Here is a 24,613-nt window from a genome sequence, read left to right as displayed (position 1 = left end):
GCCTAGGGCGTGCCCCCGACGGCGGACCCGTCCGGATGCAGGTGCGCGTGGATCGCGCCCGCCAGCGTCGGGCCGATGCCCTTGACCTCGGCGATCTCGGCCTCGCCCGCCTCGCGGAGCCGGGCGACGGATCCGAAGTGCTTCAGCAGGTCGCGGACTCGCGTGCCTCCGAGCCCGGGCACCTCGGCCAGCTGCGACGAGATGTCGCGCTTGCGACGCGTCCTCTGGTGGGTGATCGCGAAGCGGTGCGCCTCGTCGCGGATGCGCTGGAAGAGGAAGAGCGCATCGCTGTTGCGCGGCAGGATGACGGGGAAGTCGGAGTCCGGCAGCCAGATCTCCTCGAGGCGCTTGGCGATCCCGCAGAGGGTGATGCCGGTCACCCCGGACTCGTCGAGCGCGCGCTGCGCGGCTGCGACCTGCGGCTGGCCGCCGTCGACGATCAGCAGCTGCGGGGGGTAGGAGAACTTGCGCCGCTTGGCCTCGCCGGTCTCGGGGTCGACCGCCGCGGGCTCGACCGGCTCGCGGAGGTAGGCGAGGCGGCGGGTGAGCACCTGGTGCAGCGACTCGGTGTCGTCCGTCGACTCCGCGATGGAGAACCGCCGGTACTGGTCCTTCCGCGCGAGCCCGTCCTCGAAGACCACCATCGAGGCGACGATGTTGGTGCCGCTGAGGTGGGAGACGTCGTAGCACTCCATCCGGAGCGGCGCCTCGCTCATCCCGAGGGCGTCGCGGATGTCCTCCAGGGCCTGCGTCCGAGCGGTGAAGTCGGCGGAGCGGCGGGTCTTGTAGAGCATCAGCGAGTGCTTCGCGTTCTGCGTCGCCGTCTCGAGGAGGGCGGCCTTGTCTCCGCGCTGGGCCGCTCGGAGGCGCACGTTCGTGCCGCGCAGTCCGCTCAGCCACTCCTCGAGCGCCTCGGTGTCCTCGGGCAGCTCCGGCACGACGACCTCCCGGGGCGGGACGTCGCCGGTCTCGTAGGCGGCCTGGAGTGCCGTGTCGACGAGCTCCGCCGTGCTCATGTCGAGCTCCTTGTCGACGACCCAGCCCCGCTCGCCGCGGATGCGCCCGCCGCGGACCCGGAACTGCTGCACGGAGGCGGCGAGCTCGTCGTGGACGATCGCGTAGAGGTCGACGTCCACGTTGTCCTTGAGCACGACCGCGCTCTTGGCGAGGACCGCGTCGAGGGCGGCGGCCTGATCGCGCAGCTTCCCCGCGCGCTCGTACTCCATCGCCGCGGCGGCCTCGCGCATCTCCTTCTCGAGCTCGCCGATCATCCGGCGGTCGTGGCTGCCCATGAAGGCGACGAAGCGGTCGACCATCTCGCGGTGCTCGGCGAAGGTGACACGGTGGGAGCAGGGCCCGCCGCAGCGGCCGATCTGCGACGCGAAGCAGGGCTTGCCGCTCTGCATGGCGCGCTTGTAGTTGGAGTCGTTGCAGGTCCTGATCGGGAACGCCTTGATCATCAGGTCGATCGTCTCGTGGATCGCCCAGATCTTCGGGTAGGGCCCGAAGTAGCGGGCCTTCCTGATCTTGGCGTTCCGCGTGACCATCACCCGCGGGGCCTCGTCGCCGAGCGTCACCGCCATGTAGGGGTAGGACTTGTCGTCGCGGAACTTGACGTTGAAGGGGGGATCGAACTCGTTGATCCAGGTGAACTCGAGCTGCAGGGCCTCGACGTCGGTGCCGACGACGGTCCACTCGACCCCGGAGGCCGAGGTGACCATCCGCCGGGTGCGCTCGTGCAGGCTCGGCAGCGGGGCGAAGTAATTGCTCAGCCGCGCGCGGAGGTTCTTGGCCTTGCCCACGTAGAGCACCCGCCCCCGGGCGTCCGTGAAGCGGTACACGCCGGGGAGGGTCGGGATCTCACCCGGCTTCGGCCGGAAGTCGACTGTCTGCGCCATGCCTCTCGCTCGCGTCAGCCGAGGATCTCGGCGAGGAACATGCCGGTGTGGCTGCCCTCGACCTTCGCCACGTGCTCGGGGGTGCCCACCGCGACCACCTGTCCGCCGCCGGCGCCGCCCTCGGGACCCATGTCGATCAGCCAGTCGGCGGACTTGATGACGTCGAGGTTGTGCTCGATGGTGATCACCGTGTTGCCCTTGTCGACCAGGCCGTTGAGGACGAGGAGGAGCTTGCGGACGTCCTCGAAGTGCAGGCCCGTCGTCGGCTCGTCGAGCACGTAGACGCTGCGGCCGTTGGAGCGGCGCTGGAGCTCGGTGGCCAGCTTGACGCGCTGCGCCTCGCCGCCGGAGAGCGTGGTCGCGCTCTGGCCGAGGCGGACGTAGCCGAGGCCCACCTCCACCAGCGTGCGGAGGAAGCGGTGGATCGCCGTGATGGGCTCGAAGAAGTCGGCCGCCTCGGCGATCGGCATGTCGAGCACCTCGGCGATGTTCTTGCCCTTGTAGTGCACGGTCAGTGTGTCGCGGTTGTAGCGCGCTCCCCCGCAGACCTCGCACGCCACGTAGACGTCGGGCAGGAAGTTCATCTCGATCTTGATGGTGCCGTCGCCCGAGCAGGCCTCGCAGCGGCCGCCCTTGACGTTGAAGCTGAAGCGTCCGGGCAGGTACCCCCGCGCCTTCGCCTCGGTGGTCTCGGCGAAGAGGTTGCGGATGCGGTCGAACACGCCCGTGTAGGTGGCGGGGTTCGAGCGCGGCGTGCGGCCGATCGGGTTCTGGTCGACGTGCACGACCTTGTCGAGGTTCTCGAGGCCGGTGACGCGCGTGTGCTTGCCCGGCACCTTGCGGGCGCCGTTGAGCTGGTTGGCGAGCACGCGGTAGAGGATGTCGTTCACGAGGGTGCTCTTGCCGGAGCCGGAGACCCCGGTGACCGCGACGAACGTGCCGAGCGGGAACTCCGCGTCGACCTTGCGGAGGTTGTTGGCGTTCGCCCCGACGACCTTGATCATCCGCTTGCGGTCGATCTTCCGCCGCTTCTTCGGGACCTCGATCGCCTTGCGGCCCGAGACGTAGTCGCCGGTCAGCGAGTGGGTGTTCTCGAGCAGCGACTCGTAGGAGCCGGAGTGCACGACCTTGCCGCCGTTGACCCCGGCGCCCGGGCCGATGTCGACGATCCAGTCGGCGGTGCGGATGGTGTCCTCGTCGTGCTCGACCACGATCAGCGTGTTGCCCAGGTCGCGCAGCTTGATGAGGGTGTCGATCAGGCGGCGGTTGTCGCGCTGGTGCAGGCCGATGCTCGGCTCGTCGAGCACGTAGAGCACGCCGGTCAGCCCGGAGCCGATCTGGGTCGCCAGGCGGATGCGCTGCGCCTCGCCGCCCGACAGGGAGGCGGCGGCGCGCGAGAGGTTGAGGTAGTTGAGCCCGACCTCGATGAGGAAGTCGATGCGCGCGCGGATCTCGCGCAGCACCTGCGCGGCGATGTGCGCCTCGCGGTCGGTCAGCTCGAGCCGGCTCATGAAGTCCTGGGCGTCGCCGAGGCTGAGGTCGGCCACGTCCGCGATGCTCGCCCCGTGCACGAGCACGGCGAGCACCTCGGGCTTGAGGCGGGAGCCCTTGCACACGGGGCAGGGCACCTCGCGGAGGAACTCGGACCAGCGGGTGCGCTGGACGTCGGTCTCGGCCTGGACGAACTGGCGCTCGATGTAGGGCACGACGCCCTCGAAGCCCGAGGTGTAGCTCATCTCGCGGCCGTAGCGGTTCTTCCACTTGACCTTGACCTCGAAGTTGTCGCCGTGGAGGACGGCCTGCTGCACCTCGGTGCTGAGGCGCTTCCACGGGGTGGTGAGCGTGAAGCCGAGGTCGCGGGAGAGGCCGTCGAGCAGCTTCTCGTAGTACTGGAACAAGCCCTTGCCCTGGGTGGTCCAGGGGATGATGACGCCCTCGGCGATGCTCAGGTCGGGGTCGCCGAGCAGCAGCTCGTCGTCGACCGACATGCGCGTGCCGAGGCCCGAGCACTCCGGGCAGGCGCCGAAGGGCGCGTTGAAGGAGAAGGTCCGCGGCTCGATCTCGGTCAGCGAGATCGGGTGGTTGTTGGGGCAGGACAGCTTCTCGGAGTAGGTGGTCCAGGCGCCGTCGCCCTCGCCGTCGACGTAGTTGATCTGCACGATGCCGTCGGTGAGCCGCAGGGCCGTCTCGAGCGAGTCGGTGAGGCGCCCGAGGATGTCGGGGCCGGCCACGAGCCGGTCGACCACGACGGAGATGTCGTGCTTGTACTGCTTCTTGAGCACCGGCGGCTCGCTCAGCTGGACGAGCTTCCCGTCCACCATGGCGCGGGAGTAGCCGCCCGCGGTCAGCTCCTTGAAGAGGTCGACGAACTCGCCCTTCTTCTGCGAGACGACGGGGCTGAGGATCTGGTAGCGGGTACCGGTCTCGAGCTCCATCAGCTGGTCGGCGATCTGCTGCACGGTCTGCGCGGAGATCCGCTCGCTGCAGATGGGGCAGTGCGGGACGCCGATGCGCGCCCAGAGCAGACGCATGTAGTCGAAGATCTCGGTGATCGTGCCGACGGTGGAGCGCGGGTTGCGGTTCGTCGACTTCTGGTCGATCGAGACCGCGGGGCTGAGGCCCTCGATGAAGTCGACGTCCGGCCGGTCCACCTGCCCGAGGAACTGGCGGGCGTACGCGGAGAGGGACTCGACGTAGCGCCGCTGGCCCTCCGCGAAGATCGTGTCGAAGGCCAGGGAGGACTTGCCCGAGCCCGAGAGACCGGTGAACACCACCATCGAGTCGCGCGGGATCTCGAGGTCGACGTTCTGCAGGTTGTGCACCCGCGCGCCGCTCACCACCAGCTTCGAGGACGACTCGTCGAGCGAGGAGACGAAGCGGTGGAAGGAGGGAGAGGGGGTGGAGGAGGGGTCCGTAACGGCGTTCAGGATCGACACTCCGAAAGTGTATGCGGAGCCACCGACATCGCCCGTGGCGTTCGCTGGGCGCTGATCCGCGGGCCCCTCCCCTTGCGGATCAGCGCCCCCGATCAGGACAGGTGCCCGGCCTTCTCCATCTGGCGGAGCTCGCGCTTGAGCTCCTGGACCTCGTCCCGCAGCCGGGCCGCGAGCTCGAACTTGAGCTCGCCCGCCGCCTGGAGCATCTGCCCGTTGAGGTCGGAGATGATCGCCTCGAGATCGTTGCCGCCGTTCGCGGCGAGACCCTGACGGCGCAGGTTCGGCGTCGGGCTCTTCTTCTTGGCGTCGCGCCCGGCGAGCAGCTTGGCGGTGTCGGCCCCCTCGCGGGCGAGGGCGTCGGTGATGTCGGCGATCTTCTTCCGCAGCGGCGTCGGGTCGATGCCGTGGTCGAGGTTGTAGGCGACCTGCTTCTCGCGTCGGCGGTCGGTCTCGTCGATCGCGAGCCGCATCGAGTCCGTCACCTTGTCGGCGTACATGTGGACCTCGCCCGAGACGTTGCGCGCCGCACGGCCGATCGTCTGGATGAGCGACGTGGACGAGCGGAGGAAGCCCTCCTTGTCGGCGTCGAGGATCGCCACGAGCGAGACCTCCGGCAGGTCGAGCCCCTCGCGCAGCAGGTTGATGCCGACCAGGACGTCGTACACGCCCGCTCGCAGCTCCGAGAGTAGCTCGACGCGCCGCAGGGTGTCGACGTCGGAGTGCAGGTAGCGGACCCGGACGCCGGCCTCCGTGAGGAAGTCGGTGAGCTCCTCGGCCATGCGCTTCGTCAGCGTCGTGACGAGCACGCGCTCGTCGCGCTCGGTGCGGCGCTTGATCTCCTCGAGCAGGTCGTCGATCTGGCCCTTCGTCGGCTTGACGACGATCTCGGGATCGATCAGGCCGGTCGGGCGGATGATCTGCTCGACGATGCCGTCGGCGATGCCCATCTCGTAGCGGCCCGGGGTCGCCGAGAGGTAGACGGTCTGGCCGACGCGCGACTTGAACTCCTCCCACTTCAGGGGCCGGTTGTCCATCGCCGAGGGCAGGCGGAAGCCGTGCTCGACCAGCGTGCGCTTGCGGGAGGCGTCGCCCTCGTACATCGCACCGATCTGCGGCACCGTCACGTGCGACTCGTCGATCACGACGAGGAAGTCGTCCGGGAAGTAGTCGAGCAGGCAGTGCGGGGCCTCTCCCGACTCGCGGCCGTCGATGTGCCGGGAGTAGTTCTCGATGCCGGAGCAGAATCCGATCTGCTGCATCATCTCGAGATCGAAGGTCGTGCGCATCCGCAGGCGCTGCGCCTCGAGGAGCTTGTTCTGCTTCTCGAGGTCGGCCAGGCGCACCTCGAGCTCCTGCTGGATGGTGTCGATCGCACGGTGCATGACGTCCTGGCTGGCGACGTAGTGCGAGCCGGGGAAGACCGACACGGAGTCGAGCTTCCGGACGATGTCGCCGGTGAGCGGGTGGAGCGTGTAGAGCGCCTCGATCTCGTCGCCGAACATCTCGATCCGGATCGCGAGCTCCTCGTACATCGGGATGATCTCGATCGTGTCGCCCCGCACCCGGAAGGTGCCGCGGGCGAAGTCGACGTCGTTGCGCGCGTACTGCATCGACACGAACTTGCGGATGAGGCGGTCCCGGTCGACCCGCTGGCCGACCTGGAGCGCCACCATCGCCTCGAGGTACTGCTCGGGCTGGCCGAGGCCGTAGATGCACGAGACGGTCGACACCACGATCACGTCGCGGCGGCTCAGGAGCGAGTTCGTGGTGGAGTGGCGCAGCCGCTCGACCTCAGCGTTGACCGAGCTGTCCTTCTCGATGAAGGTGTCGGTCTGCGGGACGTAGGCCTCGGGCTGGTAGTAGTCGTAGTACGAGACGAAGTACTCGACGGCGTTGTTGGGGAACAGCTCGCGGAACTCGTTGGCGAGCTGCGCGGCGAGGGTCTTGTTGTGCGCGAGCACGAGCGTGGGACGCTGCACGGCCTCGACGAGCCAGGCCGTGGTCGCGGACTTGCCGGTCCCGGTGGCGCCCAGCAGGACGACATCGGTCTCGCCGGCGTTGATGCGGGCGCTCAGATCGGCGATCGCGCCGGGCTGGTCACCGCTCGGCTTGTACTCGCTGATGACCTCGAACGGGTGCACGGCACGGGTTGGCTCCATGGTTCGAAGCGTAGCCGCGACCACCGACACCGGACGGCGCGTGCGCTGGCGGCGAACGGGGGTGCGCTCTCCGGCCGGGCCGCTCGGCCACGAGGGCGGGTGGCCGGGACGGACCGTCAGCGGGCGAGACGCTCCCACAGCGCGTCGGTCCGAGCGAGCGTCTCCTCCAGCGTGCCGGAGGAGTCGATCACGACGTCGGCGAGGGCGAGGCGCTCCTCGTCGCTCGCCTGCGACGAGACCCGCGCACGAGCCTCCTCCTCGGTCAGTGCCCGGAGGGCGACGAGACGCTCGATGCGGAGGGGCTGCGGCGCGTGCACGACGACCACCTCGTCGAACTCCCCCGCTCCACGGCCCTCGGCCAGGAGGGGGACGTCGTAGACGACCACCGCGTCCGGGTCCGCCTCGGCGGCCTCCGCGAACAGCCGCTGCGAGCGGAGCGTCACCGCCGGATGGGTGATCGCATTGAGGTCGGCGCGGGCCGCCGCGTCCGAGAAGACGATCGCGCCGAGCGCCGGGCGGTCCAGCGCGCCGTCCGCGCGGATCACGGACGGGCCGAAGCGCTCGGCGATCGCCGCCAGCGCCGGCTCCCCCGGCTCGACGACCTCGCGCGCGAGGACGTCGGCGTCGACCACCACCGCTCCGTGCTCGGCGAGACGGCGGGCGACAGTGGACTTGCCCGAGGCGATGCCTCCGGTGAGGGCGACGAGATGCACCCGGCCACCCTACCCAGCGCCGTCGCCCGGAACGCCGAACGGCCGGCCCCCGAGGGGACCGGCCGTTCGATGCGATGTGCTCGCGATCAGTTGTTCGAGGACAGCTTCTCGCGGAGCGCGGCGAGCGACTCGTCGTCGGCGAGGGTGCCGCCGGTGGTCGACTCGCTGGTGAAGCCGGCGCCGACCGAGACGCCCTCGGAGACGGTGGCCGCCTCCTCCTGCGACTTGGCCACCTGGGCCTTGTGGGCCTCCCAGCGCGCCTGAGCAGCGGCGTACTCCTGCTCCCAGGCCTCGCGCTGCGACTCGAAGCCCTCGCGCCACTCGTTGGTCTCGGGGTCGAAGCCCTCGGGGTACTTGTAGTTCCCCTGGTCGTCGTACTCCGTGGCCATGCCGTAGAGCGCCGGGTCGAACTCGGTGCCCTCGGGGTCGACGTTCTCGTTCGCCTGCTTGAGCGAGAGGGAGATACGGCGACGGTCGAGGTCGATGTCGATGACCTTGACGAACACCTCTTCGCCGACCGACACGACCTGCTCGGCGAGCTCGACGTGCTTGCCCGACAGCTCGGAGATGTGGACGAGGCCCTCGATGCCGTCCGCGACGCGGACGAAGGCACCGAACGGGACCAGCTTCGTGACCTTGCCCGGCGCGACCTGTCCGATCGCGTGGGTGCGGGCGAAGACCTGCCACGGGTCCTCCTGGGTCGCCTTGAGCGAGAGCGACACGCGCTCGCGGTCGAGGTCGACCTCGAGGATCTCGACGGTGACCTCCTGGCCCACCTCGACGACCTCGGAGGCGTGCTCGATGTGCTTCCAGGAGAGCTCGGAGACGTGGACGAGACCGTCGACGCCGCCGAGGTCGACGAACGCGCCGAAGTTGACGATCGACGACACGACGCCCTTGCGAACCTGACCCTTGTGCAGGTTGTTCAGGAACGTGGTGCGGCTCTCGGACTGGGTCTGCTCGAGGAGCGCGCGACGCGACAGGACCACGTTGTTGCGGTTCTTGTCGAGCTCGAGGATCTTCGCCTCGATCTCCTGGCCGAGGTACGGCGTGAGGTCGCGGACGCGGCGCAGCTCGATGAGCGAGGCCGGGAGGAAGCCGCGGAGGCCGATGTCGACGATGAGACCGCCCTTGACGACCTCGATGACCGAGCCGGTGACGACGCCGTCCGACTCCTTGATCTTCTCGACGTCGCCCCACGCGCGCTCGTACTGCGCACGCTTCTTGGACAGGATCAGGCGACCCTCCTTGTCCTCCTTCTGGAGGACGAGGGCCTCGACGCTGTCGCCCACGTTGACGACCTCGGAGGGGTCGACGTCGTGCTTGATGGAGAGCTCGCGCGAGGGGATGACGCCCTCGGTCTTGTAGCCGACGTCGAGGAGGACCTCGTCGCGGTCGATCTTCACGACGGTGCCTTCGATGAGGTCTCCGTCGTTGAAGAACTTCAGAGTCTTTTCGACCGCGGCAAGAAAGTCTTCAGCAGACCCGATGTCGTTGATCGCGACCTGCTTGGTTGCCTTGTCGGTCGTTGCGGTTGTCATTAAGGGATGCTCCAGGATGGATGGGTCTCGGGCGGTGGCCGCCTGCGGGCCTCGCGGCTCGGCGGAGTGGTGACCACTGCGGTGGTGAGGGATGTGCCTCCGGCCCGGGAGCCGCGCTCGGCCGGCCGGAGGACCGGCCTTCCTCGCGCGCCGCGGGCACGGCGGCGCCACAGATGTGACACCCCAGCTTAGACGCCCCGGGAGGCGCACGGCAATCTCGCCGCGCCCGTCCAGGCGCGGGTTCCGGAGTCAGCCGGCGAGGGAGGAGCGGAGGGTGTCGAGACCGACGCCGCCGAGGTCGAGCGCCCTCCGGTGGAAGGCCGCGAGCGAGAACGCGGCGCCCTCGCGCGCCTCCGCCTCGTCGCGCAGCTGCTCCCAGATCCGCTGCCCGATCTTGTAGGACGGAGCCTGCCCCGGCCAGCCGAGGTACCGGTTCACCTCGAAGCGCACGAACGCGTCGTCCATGTTCACGTTGGCCCGCATGAAGTCGAGGGCCGACTCGGCGGTCCAGACGGTGCCGGAGCCCGGCATCGGCTTCTGGAGGTGCACGCCGATGTCCAGCACGACGCGCGCCGCGCGCATCCGCTGGCCGTCGAGCATGCCCAGGCGGTCGGCCGGGTCGTCGAGGTAGCCGAAGCGCTCCATCAGCCGCTCCGCGTAGAGCGCCCAGCCCTCGGCGTGGCCGGAGGTCCCGGCGAGCTGACGGCGCCAGGTGTTGAGGCGGGCGCGGTTGTGGACGGCCTGGCCGATCTGCAGGTGATGGCCCGGGACGCCCTCGTGGTAGACCGTGGTCAGCTCCCGCCAGGTGGCGAACTCGGTGACTCCGGCCGGGACCGACCACCACATCCGCCCCGGGCGCGAGAAGTCGTCGCTCGGACCGGTGTAGTAGATGCCGCCCTCCTGGGTCGGCGCGATCCTGCACTCGAGGCGGCGCACCTCCTCCGGGATGTCGAAGGCGGTGCCGGCGAGCTCGCGGACGGAGCGGTCGCTGGTCTCCTGCATCCACGCCTGCAGAGCGTCGACGCCGTGCAGAGTGCGGGCCGGGTCCGCCTCGAGGTGGGCGATCGCCTCGGCGACGGAGGCGCCGGGCAGGATCTCGCGCGCGATCGCCTCCTGCTCGGACGTCATGCGGGCCAGCTCCTCGATCCCCCACTCGTAGGTCTCGTCGAGGTCGACGACAGCGCCGAGGAAGCGGCGGGAGTGCAGCGCGTACAGCTCCCGGCCGACGGCGTCCTGCTCGGTCGCGGCGGGGGCGAGCTCGCCCCGGAGGAACTGCGCGAGCGACCCGTAGGCGGCCGAGGCACGGCGGGCGCCGTCCTCCAGCCGCTGAGCGAGCGACGCGGGCAGGGATCCGGCGGCGGGAGCGGCCTCCGCGGCCAGCTCGGCGAAGAACCCGCGGGGAGCGGCGATCTTCCGCGCCTGCTCGGCGACGAGCTCGACCTGGCGGCGGGCGGGGACCACGCCGGTGCGGATCCCCTCGCGCAGGGTCTCCGCGTAGCCCTCGAGGGCGGCCGGCACGGCCAGCAGCCGCTCGGCGACCGCCTCCCAGTCGGCGACCTCGTCCGTCGGCATCAGGTCGAAGACGTCGCGCAGCTCCTGCGCCGGGGACGCGATCACGTTGAGGTCCCGCAGCGGCAGACCGGCGTCGTGCCCCTCCAGGGAGAGCCGGAGCTCGGCGCCGAGGTCGGCGGCCGTGACGCGGTCGACGTCGTCCACGGGGTCGGCGGCCTCGAGCTCGGCGAGGGCCGAGGCGGTCGCCGCCCGGGCCTGCTCGAGACCGGCCGGCGAGTAGTCGCCCAGACGGCCGTTCGCGCCGCTGTGTCCGATCGCGGTGCCGAGGGTGGGGTCGAGGTCGACGAGCGTGTCGACCCAGCGCTCGGCGACGGCGTCGACGGCGGTGGGCTCGCGGGGGGTGTCGGTGCTCATGCCTCCGAGCCTAGCCAGGCCCTGCGGCCGGCTCAGTGCGCGGCGACGTCCCAGTCGGACCCGTGGCCCACCTGCACCTCGAGCGGGACGCTCAGGTCGGCGGCACCCGCCATCCGGCCGCGGACGACCGCCTCGAGCGACTCCTCCTCGCCGGGGGCGACGTCGAAGATCAGCTCGTCGTGCACCTGGAGGAGCATCCGCGAGCCGAGCCCCTGCTCGTCGAGGTCGGCCTGCACGCCGATCATCGCGCGCTTCATGATGTCGGCGGCCGAGCCCTGGATCGGCGAGTTGAGCGCCGCCCGCTCGGCGTTGTCGCGGAGGACGCGGTTCGCGCTCTGCAGGTCGGGGAAGGGACGCCGGCGACCGAAGATCGTCTCGGTGTAGCCGGTCTCGCGGGCCTGCTCGACGACGCTGCGGAGGTAGTCGCGCACCGCGCCGAAGCGGACGAAGTAGTCGGTCATCAGCTGCTTGGCCTCGGCGCTCGAGATGCGCAGCTGCTTCGACAGGCCGAAGGCGCTCAGGCCGTAGGCGAGACCGTACGACATCGCCTTGACCTTGTTGCGCATGGCCGAGGTGACGTCGCCCGGATCGACGCCGAAGATCCGCGATCCGACGAAGCGGTGCAGGTCCTCGCCGGAGTGGAAGGCCTCGATCAGCCCGGCGTCCCCGGAGAGGTGCGCCATGATCCGCATCTCGATCTGCGAGTAGTCGGCGGTGAGGAGGGTGCTCGCCTCCGCTCCGTGGACGAAGGCGGTTCGGATGCGGCGGCCCACCTCGCTGCGGACGGGGATGTTCTGCAGGTTCGGGTCGTTGGAGGAGATCCGGCCGGTGGCCGTGCCGGTCTGGTCGTAGCTGGTGTGGATCCGGCCGTCGGCGGTGACCGACTTCTCGAGCGTCTCGATGATCTGCTTGAGCTTGGTCGCGTCGCGGTGCTCGAGGAGCAGCCCGAGGAACGGGTGCGGGTGGGACTCCTGCAGGTCTGCGAGGGCGGAGGCGTCGGTGGTGTAGCCCGTCTTCGTGGCCCGGGTGCGCGGCATGTCGAGCTCCTCGAAGAGGACCTGCTGCAGCTGCTTGGGCGAGCCGAGGTTCATCTCGTGGCCGATCTCGGCGAACGCGCGGCTCGCGAGGTCGGCGGCCGAGACGGTCAGCTCGGCGCGGAGGCGCGCCAGCACGTCGGCGTCGATCGCGACGCCGGTGAGCTCCATCGTCGCGAGGACCTGGACGATCGGCAGCTCGATGTCGACGAGCACCGAGAGCATCCCCTCGCCCAGCCGCTCGCGCAGCGGAGCGACGAGCCGGTACGCGTACCAGGCCTCGGTGGCGGGCCCCATCGGCTCGACGGTGGGGACCAGCGGGTTCGGGTCGCCCTGCGCCATGGTCTCGTCGAGGTGCTGCGCGACCTGCGCCGCGAGCGTGGCCGGGTGCCCGGTGGGCTGCACCAGCCAGGAGGCGACGCGGGTGTCGAACGTGAGCCCCGCGACGGGGAGTCCGGCCCTCCGCAGCGCCTTGATCTGGGGCTTCGCGTCGGCGAAGTACTTGGGGGCGGGCCCGGCCAGCCACTGCTCGAGCGCGGTGTAGTCGGGCCGCTCGGCGGCCCACGGGACGAACGCCGTCTCCTTCTCGACCGCGAGGCCCACACCCTCGAGCCCGCCAGCTCCGAGCAGGACCTGCACGGCGACGGGCGCGGTGCCCTTCGCCGACACGCGGTCGAGCCAGTGCGCGAGCTCCTCGTCGACCAGGGTGCGGACGGCGGGTGCGGAGGTCGTGACCACGTCGCCCGCCAGGGCTGCGGCAGCGCCGTCGACGCCCTCCTCCGCGGCGATCGTGAGGACCCGCTCCTGCAGGGTCTTGAACTCGAGGCGGCTGAAGATCTCGCGGACCGCGTCGGGATCGATCGGACGGCGCGTCAGATCGTGCGGCCCGAGGGGGAGCTCGACGTCCGTCACCAGCCGGTTGAGGCGGCGGTTGCGGAGCGCGTTCTCCTTCTGCTCGCGCAGCTTCTCGCCGACCACGCCCTTGATCTCGTCGGCGTGGGCGATGATGTCGGCGACCGTGCCGTACTGGTTGACCCACTTCGCGGCCGTCTTGGGGCCGACCTTGTCGACGCCGGGCAGGTTGTCGCTGGTCTCGCCGACGAGGGCGGCGATCTCGGGGTACTGGTGCGGCTCGACGCCGTACTTCTCGAACACCTTGTCGCGGTCGTAGCGGGTGAGCTGCGAGACGCCCTGGGTGGAGGGGTAGAGCAGGGTGACGTCCGGGGTCACCAGCTGGATGGTGTCGCGATCGCCCGAGACGACCAGCACGCGGAAGCCGGCCTCGGCCCCCTGGCGCGCGAGCGTCGCGAGGATGTCGTCGGCCTCGAAGTCCTCCTTCGAGACGGTCCGGATGTTCATGGCGTGCAGCGCCTCCTCGAGGAGGGGGACCTGGCCCTTGAACTCGGGCGGCGTCTCGCCGCGGGTGCCCTTGTACTCCGGGTACTCGCGCGTGCGGAACGAGTAGCGGGAGATGTCGAACGCGACGCCGAGGTGGGTCGGCTTCTCGTTCTTCAGCAGCAGGATCAGCATCGAGAGGAAGCCGTGGATGGCGTTCGTGTGCTGGCCCTCGCGGGTCTGGAAGCTGTCGACCGGGAGCGCGTAGAACGCCCGGAACGCCAGGGAATGGCCGTCGACGAGCAGGAGGGTAGGCTGTTCCGGATCTGACACAGGGCCAGACTACACAGCGCCTCCGACACCGGATCGGCCCGCTCGCGCCCGCCGGTCAGGGCCGCTCCGAGGCTCCAGCGCGAGGAGCGACGTGACCGAGCCGACCCCCACCATGACCGCCTGGATCCGCCCGCCCGCGCTCGACCTGGTCGCCGGGATCGGCCGCGGCATGGGCGAGCTCGCCGAGCGGATGGGGATCCTCTGGCACGAGCTCACCCCGCAGCACTCGGTGGCCTCGATGCCCGTCGAGGGCAACCGGCAGCCGGTCGGCATCCTGCACGGCGGCGCGCACGTCGTGCTCGCCGAGTCGATGGGCTCGATCGCGGCGAACGTGCACGCCGGCGCGGGCCGCCTGGCGATGGGCATCGAGCTGAACGCGAGCCACAGCCGGTCGGTCCACTCGGGCTTCGTGATCGCCACCTGCGACGCGATCCACCTGGGCTCCACCCTCACCACCCACGAGATCGTCGTGCGCGACCAGGAGGGGCGCCGCCTCTCCACCGTGCGGATCACCAACATCATCCGCGACGCCCGCTGACGGGAGCGGACGGGTCCCCCTCGCGGGAGCGGAGGGCGACGACCGCGCCCAGGACCGCGACCGCCGTCGGGACCGCCCGCGCCTGCGAGCGACGGGGGATCGACCGGTCGGCCGCGCCGCTCGGGGACCCGGCACCGCGGCGAGCGGCACTGTCAAGCGACGGCGCGCGACTGTGCCCGGTGGTGCCCGAAGGGCGACACTGAGCGGATGAGCCTTCGCCATCTCCTCAAGAGCCTCCCGTCCATGCCCTCCGAGCTGCCCTCGTTCGATGCGGAGGCGGCTCCGGCCGATCCTCTCGAGCTGTTCGCGCAGTGGCTCGAGGAGGCGAAGGACGCGGGCCAGCTCCTCCCCCACGGCGCCACGCTCTCCACCGCCTCCGACGACGGCACGGTCTCGGCGCGCGTGCTCGTGCTGCGCGAGATCGACGAGGCGGGCTGGGCGTTCTCCACCCATGCCACCAGCCCCAAGGGACGCGCCATGGAGGAGAACCCGCACGCCGCGCTGACCTTCTTCTGGCCGGTCCAGGGCCGTCAGGTCCGGGTCGAGGGCCGGGTCGAGCGCGCCTCCGCGCAGGAGTCGGCCGACGACTTCCGCCGCCGCTCCGAGGCCGCTCGCACCGCCCTGCTCGTCGGACGCCAGAGCGAGCCGATGCGCAGCGCGCAGGACTTCGGCCTCGTCACGCTCCAGACCAGCGTCGCCGTGGGCTGCTCGCCCGCGACGCTCGACCGGGAGTGGGCCGTCTACCGCGTCGTGCCCGAGCGCATCGAGTTCTGGCAGGGCTCGACCGCGCCGGAGCAGGATCACACCCGTCTCGAGTACCGCCCGGGAACGACGGAGGCGGGCGGCTCCCCGTGGGAGCGCACCCGCCTCTGGCCCTGAGGCCGTGGGCCCTCGGGCCAGGCCTCGCGCTAGGCCTTCTTCGTGCTCAGCTGCTCGATGATCGCCTGCGCGACGTCGTGCATGGTGAGCCGGCGGTCCATGGAGGCCTTCTGGATCCAGCGGAACGCCTCGGGCTCGGTGAGCCCCATCTTCTCGTTGAGCAGGCCCTTGGCGCGGTCGACGAGCTTGCGGGTCTCGAAGCGCTCGACCATGTCGGCGACCTCGGCCTCGAGGGTGAGGATCTGGGCGTACCGCGAGAGGGCGATCTCGATCGCGGGCAGCAGGTCGTTGGGCGTGAAGGGCTTCACGACGTAGGCGAGCGCTCCGGCCTCGCTGGCGCGCTCGACGAGCTCCTTCTGGCTGAAGGCGGTGAGCAGGACGACAGGCGCGATGTGCGCCTTCGAGAGGCGCTCGGCCGCCGAGATGCCGTCGAGCTGGGGCATCTTGACGTCCATGATGACGAGATCGGGGCGCAGCTCGGTGGCGAGGGCCACAGCGGTCTCTCCGTCGCCGGCCTCGCCGACGACCTCGAAGCCGTTGTCGCGGAGGATCTCCACGATGTCGAGGCGGATGAGGGATTCGTCTTCGGCGACGACGACCCGACGGGGTGCGGTCGACGAGGGTTCCTGGTCAGTCACGCCGATGAGCCTACGGTATTCTCGACGGGCTGGTGATGAGCCGGTGTGGCGGAATGGCAGACGCGGGGCACTCAAAATGCTCTGTCCGAGAGGGCTTGTGGGTTCGAGTCCCACCACCGGTACCCGCCTGGTCGCGCGGTGCGCGCCTCCGCTCGCTAGCGTCGTCGGATGAGCACCGACCCCTGGCCCCTGTTCTCGCTGGAGCTGCGCACGCCGCGGCTCGAGCTGCATCCGGTCCGCGACGCCGACCTCGGCCCTCTCGCCGAGGCAGCCCTCGCGGGCGTGCACGAGAGCGGCCGCTCGCCGTTCCCCTCCCCCTGGGCCGAGGCGCCGGCGGAGCGCCTGCCCGGCGAGCTCGCCCGCTTCCACTGGTCGCAGCGCGCGCAGACGACGCGGGAGTCGTGGCGCGTCGCGTTCGCCGTGGTCGAGGACGGCCGGGTCGTCGGCTGCCAGGACGTGGTCGCCGAGTCCTTCGCCGCCACCCGCACCCTGACCTCGGGCTCGTGGCTCACCCGCTCGGCGCAGGGCCGCGGCCTCGGGCAGGAGATGCGCGCCGCCGTCCTCCTCCTCGCCTTCGACCACCTCGGAGCCGAGGTCGCCGAGAGCGCCGCTCTCGCCTGGAACACCCGCTCGATCCGGGTCTCGGAGGCCCTCGGCTACCGGCCGAACGGGACGCACCGGATCGTCGGTCCGGACGGTATGTCGGTCGAGGAGCTGCGGTTCCGCGTCACACCGGAGACCCTGGTGCGGCCGGAATGGACGCTGGAGGCCTCGGGGATCGACGCAGCACGAGCGGTCCTCGTCCAGGACCCGCTCGGTCCGCCCTTCCCCGTCTGATTCACCAGAACATCGTGCCCGGCGAGCCCTTGAACGGACCGACCACGCGCGAGGTGATCCAGCCGCCGTAGAAGTCGCCCGGCTGCGGCTGGACCGCCTCGCCGTCGACCGTGCAGGAGTCCATCCGGCCGGGGTAGAGGGCGACGGTGTCGACGAGGGCCTCGAAGCCGGCCATCGGCTCGGGGTACGTCCAGCCCGCCGCCTCCGCGACCGCTCCTCCTCCCCCGCGCAGGGTCAGGTAGGAGGCCGCGCCCTTGAACTCGCAGATGCTGCGGCCGGGCGCGGGCTCGAGCGCCCCGGGCGCGAACGAGGACACGGGGAGGTAGTAGACGGGAGGGTGGCTCGTCTCGAGGACGCGGAGAGCGTCGCGGGTCTCGGCGACGACGACGCCGCCCAGCCGCACGACCACGTGCTCGGCGGTGGTCTCGACCCTCGGGGGTCGCGGGTAGTCCCAGACGGATTCCTGGCCCTCGGCGGGCGGCACGCGCTTCATCCCGCTCACGCTACGCGGCGGGGAGCGGTGCTCCGGCGCCTCCCAGAGGATGCCCGGGCGGACGCCGCGGCTCCGCAGATCCCCGCCGCCGGGACGCGCGGGGGCCCCGGTCGCGTAACGTCGTCCCTGCGGCGGAACCCCGAGCCCGCGCGCAGAAGGAATCCAGAGTGCCCACCGAATGCATCCACGGCCTCGACATCGCGCTCTGCGACGTCTGCACCCCGAAGAAGCTCCCCGAGCAGGTCGGCCGTGCCACCCGCGCCCCCGCGCGCGTGCCCGGGACCTCCCGTGCGGCCACCGCCCGCGCCGCCGCCCGCGGCACGGCGCGCGAGAAGCCCCTGCCGAAGGTCGACATCGCCGCGCAGCGGATCTACCACGTCACCCACCTCGACAACCTCGAGGCGATCGTCGCCGCCGGCGCGATCCTGGCGGACCAGCAGCTCCAGGAGCGCCCCGCGATCGACGTCAGCGCCGAGACCACCCGCGAGCACCGCCGTGCCGTGCAGGTGAAGGACGGCGTCAGCGTCGCCGGCTTCGTGCCCTTCTTCCTCTCCCCCGACGCCGCCCTCTGGGCCGACCTGCGCGGCGAGCGGGTCGCTCCGCACTGGTCGCCGAGCGCCCACGAGACCACCGCCTCGCAGTACGTCGTCCTGGTGGGCTCGCTCGCCTCCGCCCCGGTGCTGAGCGACGGCGACGCCTCCCACGTCCTCACGCGCTTCACCGAGGGCGACGCGCTCGTGCGCACCTTCGCGCGCCTCCTGGTCGACGAGCCGGCCCTGCGCAGCGCGGAGGCGCTCGTGCCCGAGCGCTTCCCGCTCGAGGACGTCGCGACGGTCGGCGTGGCGTCGGTCGCCGCCCGCAACCGCGTCAAGGCTCTCTTCGAGGGCATCGACGCCTCTCCCCGCGTCGCCGTCTATCCGCCGTGGTTCCACCCGGTGGCCGAGGAGGAGTGACCCGGCGCTAGTCGGCCTCGAGGAGGTCGAGGCGGTCGGCCAGGTACCGGCGCAGCGGCATCAGTCCCTGCTCGCCCAGACCGGGCGCCCAGCGCACGAGCACCTCGGAGCCGCGCAGGGCCAGCGGCTCCTGGCCCGACTCGAGCGCTGCGGCGTCCAGTGCGAGGCGCCGCCAGCCGTAGTTGACGATCTCGCCCTCCTGGAACGGACCGTCGAAGGCGGCGCGCCGGATCTCGCGGCGCGCCTCCTGCGACTCGGACTGGTTGTTGGCGTGCAGCGGAGCGACGGCACGAGTGACCGATCCCGTCGCGAGGAGCTCGCCCTCGCGTCCGAGGAGCACCACGCCGAGGCGCCACGCGCGGGTCACCGGCGCCATCACCGGCTTGCGGCGGAAGCCGAGGATCGCGCGCGGCGTCCGCAGCTCGGCGACGGCCTGGTCGGCGATGCCGCGGGCGTCGAGCTCGGCGGAGACCTCGCGCAGGAGCGCGGCCAGATCGGCGGCGGCCTGCTCGGCCCCGGGTGCTGCGGGCATCGCTCCTCCTCGGCTCGTCCCGCCAGCCTACGGGCGCGGTGTGCACCGGCCACCCCGCTCCGCACCGCTAGCATCGCCTGACGACACCGAGGAGGACGAGCGATGCGCGTCATCATGATGGGCCCGCCCGGCGTGGGCAAGGGCACCCAGGCGGCCGTGCTGTCGCGCGAGCTGGGGGTGCCGGCGATCTCCACCGGCGATCTGTTCCGCGCACACGTCGCCGACGGCACCGACCTCGGACGGCGTCTGCGGGCGCTCGTGGAGGCCGGCGAGTACGTGCCGGACGAGCTGACGAACGCCCTGGTCGCCGAGCGCATCGCCGAGGAGGACGCCCGGGACGGGTTCATCCTCGACGGCTACCCGCGCACGCTCGCCCAGGTGGACGCGCTGGCGGAGCTCCTCGAGGAGCGGGGCACGCCGCTCTCGTGCGTCGTGCTGCTGACGGCCGACGCGGACGTGGTCCTCGAGCGGCTGCACGTGCGGGCGCAGGAGCAGGACCGCGCCGACGACGACCCCGAGGTGGTGCGGAACCGGATCGAGGTCTACGAGCGCGAGACGGCTCCTCTGGCGGAGGTCTACGACGAGCGCGAGCTCCTGGTGCGGATCGACGGCTCCGCCTCGCAGGACGAGGTCGCCGCGAGGATCATCGCGGCGTGCCGGCCCGGGTGAGCCGACCCGCCGCGACGCGGGGTCAGATCGCCGAGGCGAGGACCTCGTCGAGCTTGGCCGAGGCCTCCTCGTCGGTGCCCTTCAGGGCGAGCGAGAGCTCCGACACGAGGATCTGACGCGCCTTGAGGAGCATCCGCTTCTCGCCGGCCGAGACGCCGCCCGCCTGCTCGCGGCGCCACAGGTCGCGGACGACCTCGCTGACGCGGTACACGCTGCCGCTGGCCATCTTCTCCTGGTTGGCCTTGAAGCGGCGGGACCAGTTGCTGGCCTCCTCCGCGACGTCGCTGCGCAGGACGTCGTAGACCGCCTGGACTCCGGCGTCGTCGATGATCTCGCGGACGCCGACGAGCTCGGCGTTCTCGACGGGGAGGGTGATGGTGAGCTCGCTGGTGTGCACGTTCATCGTCATGAACGTCTTCTCGACGCCCTTGACCGAGCGCTTCTCGAGCCCGGTGATCGTCACCGCTCCGTGGTGCGGGTAGACCAGGGTCTCGCCGACCTCGAATGTCATCATGTCGTGCCTTTCGTCGTGGGGCGTGGTGGGAGTGAGGAGTCCAGGGGGCGCAGCGGCGCCGCGGCGAGCCAGGCCGGGAGCAGCGCGACGAGGTGCTCGACCAGCTCCTCGTCGGTGCCGTCGAGGGAGCCGGCGAGCCAGGCGCCGACCACGGAGAGGACGCCGCCGGCCGCGAAGACCGCGGTGAGCTCGGGGTCGACCGCTGCGGGGACGTCGACCCGGGCGAGCACCTCGCGGTGCAGGGCGAGCGCCGTGTCGAGCACGGCGTCGTCGGAGGCGACCCGGGCGGAGGCCCGCGCGCGGAGCCGGGCATGGAAGGCGTGGCGGTCGACCAGCCGCTCGACGAGCCGCGAGTAGCCGCGCTGCAGGGCGTCGGCTCCGGAGCGGTCGGCGGGATCGCCCTCGGCGACGTCGGCGACCACGAGGTCCTGGCGGAGCAGCGCGGAGGCGACTCCCGCCGCGTCGTCGAAGTGGGCGTAGAACGAGCTGCGGCTGATCCCGGCCTCGCGCACGATGTCGCTCACCGCGATGCCCTCGGCCCTCTCGCCGTCGCTCTGCATGACGAGCCGCTCGACCGCGTCGAACACGCGGCGGCGGGTGCGCCGGGCTCGCGGATCGGCGGAGCCGAGCGCCGAGGGGGACTCCGCCGCGGGCACGGAGGCGAGGCGGGCGGGAATCATCGGTGTCAGTCTACCACTTCCCGGACAGGTGTACGGGAAGAGCGTCAGGCGCCGGTGCGAACCTGGTCGAGGCCGGCGATGCGGTCGATCGCGGCCTGCTCGCTCGGCGAGACCCGGCCGAGATACCGGCCCAGGAACACGAACAGCAGGCGGTTCGCCGTGATCGCGGGCCACCACGGGCGCCGGAGGCCTAGGAGCCTCCGCACCTCGGGGCTGAGCGAGGCGACCGCGCCGGCGAACAGCAGCGGGTAGACCACGCCCGCCTCGCCCGGCAGCCGGATGTCGCGGAGGAACCCGACCGCCTCGTGCACGCGTGCGTCGGGCTTGAGCTCGCCCGCGAATCCGGCGAGCTGCGCGCGGAGCTCCGCGACGCTCTCGGGCGGATCCTGCACTCCGAGCAGCCGGCCGGAGGCGGCCCACTCGCGCACGTAGGCGTCGGGGCCGCCGGGGATCCGTCCGCCCCAGATCTCGTGGGCGCCGAGGAACGCGTCGGTGAAGGCGTCGTGCACCCAGAGCAGCAGGCGGGGGTCCTGCGCCGAGTAGGAGCGCTCACGCCCGCCGGCGTCCTCGTAGGAGCCGACGATCCGCTCGTGCACGCCGGTCACCCAGCGCGCCGCTCCGCTCGCCGCGGCGGTGTCGCCGAAGCTGGTGGTCAGGACCCAGCGGACCGTGTTGTCGAGGCGGCCCATCGGGTCCTCGCGGTAGCGGGAGTGGTCGTGCACACCGGCCATCGCTCCGGCATGGAGGGTCTGCATGAGCAGAGCCCGCACTCCGGCGATCATCGTGGGCAGGCCGCCGTTGACCGCCCAGACCGCGCTGCCCGGTCCGAAGAGCCCGGCGTCGTCGCCCTTCTCGAGGGCGACGATCCAGTCGGCGCGGGGGCGGGGGCGGCGGCGTCTCATCCGCTCAGTGTGCGCTCGGATCCTGGGCCGCGGCTGGCCGTTCTGTCACCCTTCGTGGGGCCGTGGTCACTCGGCCAGCAGTTCGCGGACGTCGTCGGCCGACAGCGCCCGGGCGAAGAGCTCGCCCTCGTCGAGCACCGCCGTGCTGAGGCGGCCCTTGCGCTCCTGGAGGCGCACGATCTTCTCCTCGATCGTGTCCGTCGCCACCAGCCGGTACACGTTCACCCGCCGCTCCTGGCCGATGCGGTGCGCGCGGTCGACGGCCTGCGCCTCGGCCGCCGGGTTCCACCACGGGTCGAGGATGAAGACGTGGTCGGCCTCGGTGAGGGTGAGCCCGGTGCCGCCCGCCTTCAGGCTGATCAGGAAGACGGGCGCGGCTCCCGAGCGGAACTCCTCGATCACTCCCGCGCGGTCCCGCGTGGAGCCGTCGAGCTGCACGAACGGGATGCCGCGCCGACGCAGCCGCTCCCCCGCCCGCTCCAGGTACGAGGTGAAGGTGCTGAAGACGAGGGCCCGACGGCCTTCCGCGATCACGTCGTCGAGCTGCTCGACGAGCACGTCGAGCTTCGCGGACGGGACGTGCCGGTAGGCCGGGTCGACCAGGGACGCGTCGAGCGCGAGCAGGCGCAGGAGGGTGAGCGATCGGAACACCGTGAAGCGCTGCCGGTCGAGGTCGTCGACCAGGCCCAGGAGCTTCCGCCGCTCGCGCTGGAGGTAGCCGTCGTAGAGCACCCTGTGGGCGGGCGTCAGCGCGACCTCGATCGTCTGCTCCTGCTTCTCGGGGAGCTCCGGCGCCACCGCCTCCTTGGTGCGGCGGAGCAGGAACGGACGCAGTCGCCGGCGCAGTCTCTCGAGGCGGCGGCGCGCGCCCTCGGTGTGGCTGACGGTCCGTCCCTCGGACAGATCGGGCGAACCGATGCCGACGGGCGCCTCCGCGTGCAGGATCGGCCGGGTGTACTCCTCGCGGAAGCGGCGCAGCGGCGGCAGGAGCCCGGGCGCCACCAGGGCGAGGACCGCCCAGAGCTCGTCGAGCGAGTTCTCCAGCGGTGTGCCGGTGAGCGCGAGCGTGACGGGCGCGCCGACCCCGCGGGCGGCCCGGTGCGTCTGCGAGGCGGGGTTCTTGACGAACTGGGCCTCGTCGAGGATCAGCGCCGACCACGTCCTCGACGCCCAGCGCTCGCCGCCGAGGCGCAGGACCGCGTAGCTGGTGAGGACCACGTCCGCGTCGCCCGGGATCGCGTCGAGCGCGCCCTCCCGCGAGCTCGCGACGACGTGGACGCGCAGGGCGGGCGCGAAGCGCTCGGCCTCCGAGCGCCAGCCCGGCACGACCGAGGTGGGGGCGACCACGAGGAACGGCGCGCGGCGGATCCCGGCGCGGCCCGCCTCCTCGACCGCGTCGAGCATCATGGCCAGCGCCTGCAGGGTCTTGCCGAGGCCCATGTCGTCGGCCAGGATCCCGCCGAGCCCGTGACGGAGGCGGTGGACGAGCCAGGCGTAGCCCGCCCGCTGGTACGGGCGCAGCCGGGCGGTCAGTCCCTCCGGCGGCTCCACGTCCTCCGGCGACCCGGCGGCCAGCGCGGAGTCGAGCACGGCGCGCCACGCGTCGGAGGGGACGCTCTCGTCGGCGAGCTCCTCCAGCTCGTTCCACAGCCCGGTCTGGTGCCGGCCGAGCCGCGGTCCCGTCTCCCACTCCACGAGCTCGTCCGCCCGGGTCAGCAGCTCCCGGAGCCGGTCGAGGCCGGGGTGCGCGAGCGAGAGGTAGGAGTGGTCGACCAGGCGGATGCGGTCGCCGCCCGCGGCCAGAGCGCGGAAGAGGGGCAGGAACGGCACGGTCGCGTCGCCGATGGTCACGACGACGCCGAGGTCGAACCAGTCGGCGCTCTCGGTGTCGACCGCGGTGATGGTGAGCGTGAGCGGTCCGGTCAGCAGGCGGTAGTCCGGGGCCGCGCCCTCGCGCTCGATCCGGACCCCGCCGATCCCCTCCAGCTGCGGGAGCTGCTCCACCACGAACACCGCCGCCTCGGCCCCGCGCAGGACCGCACTCGTCCCCGGCTCCGGCACGAGAGCGGACCCGGCCTCGCCGAGCACCGAGCGCACCCGGCGGAGCACCGCGCGCTCGAGAGCGGCGTCGGCCGTGCCGTCGAGCTCGCCCGCGCGATCGGCCGAGCGGCGCCAGTGCCAGCCCACGCTGACGGCGCGCCGCGGCTCGAACGAGACCGTGCAGACCAGGCGCGGGGGCTCCGGATCGTCCAGGACGAGGTCGACGCCCTCCTCGCGCACCGCGACGCGGCCGCGGAGGGCGGGGAGGTGCTCGCCGACGAACTCGGGCACGTCCTCCGCCGGGACCTCCGTCTCCTCGGGGTGGTCGAGGAGCCGCAGCTCCTCGTCGTCGAAGGGCAGGGACGCGGGCGCGAGCAGGAGCGAGGACGGATCGCCGCCCTCGACCGCGTAGACGCCGTGCCGGGCGACCGGACGCGCCGACTCGGGTGCGTGCTCCGCGCCGTCGATCCGCAGGACGGGCCGCAGCCGCAGGCCTCCCGCCTCCGCCGAGACCGTCACCGCCACATGGGCGGGACCGGCGAGGCGGACCGCGCCCTTCTCCGGGGCGAGCAGCGGGATCCCGACGGCCTGCGCCTGCTCGAGCAGCCGCCAGAGCAGCGGGCTCTCGTAGTCGTCGAGGTGGATCCAGTCGGGGTCCTGCCCCAGGTGGACGGTACGCGTGGCGCGGTGCAGAGCCGCGAACTCGGCGAACCAGCGCTGGTGAGCGGGGTCGAGCGAGAGCCGGTGGGTCTGGAAGTTCAGCGACTTCCAGGTGAGGGTGGTGCGGTTCCAGGCGCCCCCGCGCCCACGGACGGCGGGGCGGGTGGCCAGACGGTGGTCGCGGCGCTCGTCGGGGTCGTAGGTCTTCGCCGTGACGCGCTCGCTCGCCGGCGCCCGCCACGGATCGTCGGCCCGGCGCACCAGCCGGCGCAGCTCGAACTGCAGCCCGATCGGAGTGAGGACGGTCGGCGACTCGGCCTCGGCGGATCCGCTGAGCTCGCCGACGCGGGCGCGCCAGGAGGAGGGGGTCGACTCGGGAGGCACCGCCCCATGCTGCCACGCG

Annotated in this window: 18 protein-coding genes, 1 tRNA gene and 1 pseudogene; 6 read left to right on the top strand and 14 right to left on the bottom strand. The window is 71.8% G+C overall.

Features of this window, described 5'->3' with window-relative positions:
- Nucleotides 1–2: 2 nt before the first annotated feature.
- The 7 genes from uvrC to polA all read right to left on the bottom strand — a co-directional run bounded on the left by uvrC (nucleotide 3) and on the right by polA (nucleotide 13,875).
- Nucleotides 3–1,898 carry an excinuclease ABC subunit UvrC gene (gene uvrC / locus C5C30_RS07695; RefSeq protein WP_104268633.1) on the bottom strand — a complete coding sequence of 632 codons (1,896 nt, stop codon included), beginning with the start codon at nucleotides 1,896–1,898 and terminating at the stop codon, nucleotides 3–5.
- Nucleotides 1,899–1,912: 14 nt separating this feature from the next.
- Nucleotides 1,913–4,738: an excinuclease ABC subunit UvrA gene (gene uvrA / locus C5C30_RS07690; RefSeq protein WP_244229661.1), complete on the bottom strand. Its 2,826-nt coding sequence runs from the start codon at nucleotides 4,736–4,738 to the stop codon at nucleotides 1,913–1,915.
- A gap of 188 nt (nucleotides 4,739–4,926) precedes the next feature.
- Nucleotides 4,927–6,993, bottom strand: coding sequence for an excinuclease ABC subunit UvrB (uvrB, locus tag C5C30_RS07685; protein WP_104221901.1), 2,067 nt, complete (start codon nucleotides 6,991–6,993; stop codon nucleotides 4,927–4,929).
- 116 nt (nucleotides 6,994–7,109) lie between these two features.
- On the bottom strand, nucleotides 7,110–7,706 hold the full coding sequence (gene coaE / locus C5C30_RS07680) for a dephospho-CoA kinase (protein ID WP_104324166.1): 597 nt from the start codon (nucleotides 7,704–7,706) through the stop codon (nucleotides 7,110–7,112).
- An 86-nt stretch (nucleotides 7,707–7,792) separates the two neighbouring features.
- Nucleotides 7,793–9,247, bottom strand: a complete 1,455-nt coding sequence (gene rpsA, locus C5C30_RS07675; RefSeq protein WP_104221897.1) for a 30S ribosomal protein S1 — start codon at nucleotides 9,245–9,247, stop codon at nucleotides 7,793–7,795.
- Nucleotides 9,248–9,496: 249 nt separating this feature from the next.
- Complete coding sequence (locus tag C5C30_RS07670) at nucleotides 9,497–11,173, bottom strand: DUF885 domain-containing protein (RefSeq protein WP_104333470.1); 1,677 nt, start codon at nucleotides 11,171–11,173, stop codon at nucleotides 9,497–9,499.
- 32 nt (nucleotides 11,174–11,205) lie between these two features.
- Nucleotides 11,206–13,875 carry a DNA polymerase I gene (gene polA / locus C5C30_RS07665; protein ID WP_104333469.1) on the bottom strand — a complete coding sequence of 890 codons (2,670 nt, stop codon included), beginning with the start codon at nucleotides 13,873–13,875 and terminating at the stop codon, nucleotides 11,206–11,208.
- Between the two features lie 112 nt (nucleotides 13,876–13,987).
- Here polA and C5C30_RS07660 point away from each other — a divergent pair, with 112 nt between their 5' ends.
- Together C5C30_RS07660 and C5C30_RS07655 are read left to right on the top strand one after the other, a co-directional pair.
- Nucleotides 13,988–14,413 (top strand): PaaI family thioesterase, encoded by a 426-nt coding sequence (locus C5C30_RS07660; protein WP_104333475.1) that lies wholly within the window; start codon nucleotides 13,988–13,990, stop codon nucleotides 14,411–14,413.
- Between the two features lie 207 nt (nucleotides 14,414–14,620).
- Entirely contained in the window at nucleotides 14,621–15,292 is a 672-nt protein-coding gene (locus C5C30_RS07655) for a pyridoxal 5'-phosphate synthase (RefSeq protein WP_104232645.1), read from the top strand.
- Between the two features lie 29 nt (nucleotides 15,293–15,321).
- On the opposite strand, the gene C5C30_RS07650 is transcribed toward C5C30_RS07655, so the two are convergent.
- On the bottom strand, nucleotides 15,322–15,930 hold the full coding sequence (locus C5C30_RS07650; protein WP_104221889.1) for an ANTAR domain-containing response regulator: 609 nt from the start codon (nucleotides 15,928–15,930) through the stop codon (nucleotides 15,322–15,324).
- Between the two features lie 39 nt (nucleotides 15,931–15,969).
- Here C5C30_RS07650 and C5C30_RS07645 point away from each other — a divergent pair.
- Together C5C30_RS07645 and C5C30_RS07640 are read left to right on the top strand one after the other, a co-directional pair.
- A tRNA-Leu gene (locus C5C30_RS07645) sits at nucleotides 15,970–16,052 on the top strand.
- Nucleotides 16,053–16,098: 46 nt separating this feature from the next.
- Nucleotides 16,099–16,767, top strand: a complete 669-nt coding sequence (locus C5C30_RS07640; protein WP_104333468.1) for a GNAT family N-acetyltransferase — start codon at nucleotides 16,099–16,101, stop codon at nucleotides 16,765–16,767.
- Between the two features lies 1 nt (nucleotide 16,768).
- On the opposite strand, the gene C5C30_RS07635 is transcribed toward C5C30_RS07640, so the two are convergent.
- Nucleotides 16,769–17,260, bottom strand: coding sequence for a DUF427 domain-containing protein (locus C5C30_RS07635; RefSeq protein ID WP_104257829.1), 492 nt, complete (start codon nucleotides 17,258–17,260; stop codon nucleotides 16,769–16,771).
- A 167-nt stretch (nucleotides 17,261–17,427) separates the two neighbouring features.
- On the opposite strand from C5C30_RS07635, the gene C5C30_RS07630 reads away from it, so the two are divergent.
- A complete protein-coding gene (locus C5C30_RS07630) occupies nucleotides 17,428–18,213 on the top strand; it encodes a DarT ssDNA thymidine ADP-ribosyltransferase family protein (RefSeq protein ID WP_104333467.1) in 786 nt (261 codons plus the stop codon).
- 7 nt (nucleotides 18,214–18,220) lie between these two features.
- On the opposite strand, the gene C5C30_RS07625 is transcribed toward C5C30_RS07630, so the two are convergent.
- Entirely contained in the window at nucleotides 18,221–18,745 is a 525-nt protein-coding gene (locus C5C30_RS07625) for a hypothetical protein (RefSeq protein ID WP_104232649.1), read from the bottom strand.
- Between the two features lie 102 nt (nucleotides 18,746–18,847).
- Between C5C30_RS07625 and C5C30_RS07620 the strand changes: the two are divergent.
- A pseudogene (locus C5C30_RS07620) lies at nucleotides 18,848–19,442 on the top strand (adenylate kinase); the annotation flags it as partial.
- On the opposite strand, the gene C5C30_RS07615 reads toward C5C30_RS07620, so the two are convergent.
- From C5C30_RS07615 to C5C30_RS07600, 4 genes are all read right to left on the bottom strand, one after another.
- Nucleotides 19,437–19,925 (bottom strand): CarD family transcriptional regulator, encoded by a 489-nt coding sequence (locus tag C5C30_RS07615; RefSeq protein ID WP_068257183.1) that lies wholly within the window; start codon nucleotides 19,923–19,925, stop codon nucleotides 19,437–19,439. The pseudogene C5C30_RS07620 and the gene C5C30_RS07615 overlap by 6 nt on opposite strands.
- Nucleotides 19,925–20,608, bottom strand: coding sequence for a TetR/AcrR family transcriptional regulator (locus C5C30_RS07610; RefSeq protein WP_104333465.1), 684 nt, complete (start codon nucleotides 20,606–20,608; stop codon nucleotides 19,925–19,927). Before C5C30_RS07610 ends, C5C30_RS07615 begins: the two co-directional genes overlap by 1 nt.
- Before the next feature lie 44 nt (nucleotides 20,609–20,652).
- Nucleotides 20,653–21,510 (bottom strand): oxygenase MpaB family protein, encoded by an 858-nt coding sequence (locus tag C5C30_RS07605; RefSeq protein WP_104221875.1) that lies wholly within the window; start codon nucleotides 21,508–21,510, stop codon nucleotides 20,653–20,655.
- Between the two features lie 66 nt (nucleotides 21,511–21,576).
- Nucleotides 21,577–24,594 carry a DEAD/DEAH box helicase gene (locus C5C30_RS07600; RefSeq protein WP_104333474.1) on the bottom strand — a complete coding sequence of 1,006 codons (3,018 nt, stop codon included), beginning with the start codon at nucleotides 24,592–24,594 and terminating at the stop codon, nucleotides 21,577–21,579.
- Nucleotides 24,595–24,613: the final 19 nt, after the last annotated feature.

Origin of the sequence: Rathayibacter sp. AY2B5 (assembly GCF_002931645.1) — a bacterium.
In the GTDB taxonomy this organism is placed as follows: Bacteria; Actinomycetota; Actinomycetes; order Actinomycetales; family Microbacteriaceae; genus Rathayibacter.
The sequence above is the reverse complement of the archived record's forward strand: the minus strand, read 5'-3'. Positions and strand labels throughout refer to the sequence as shown.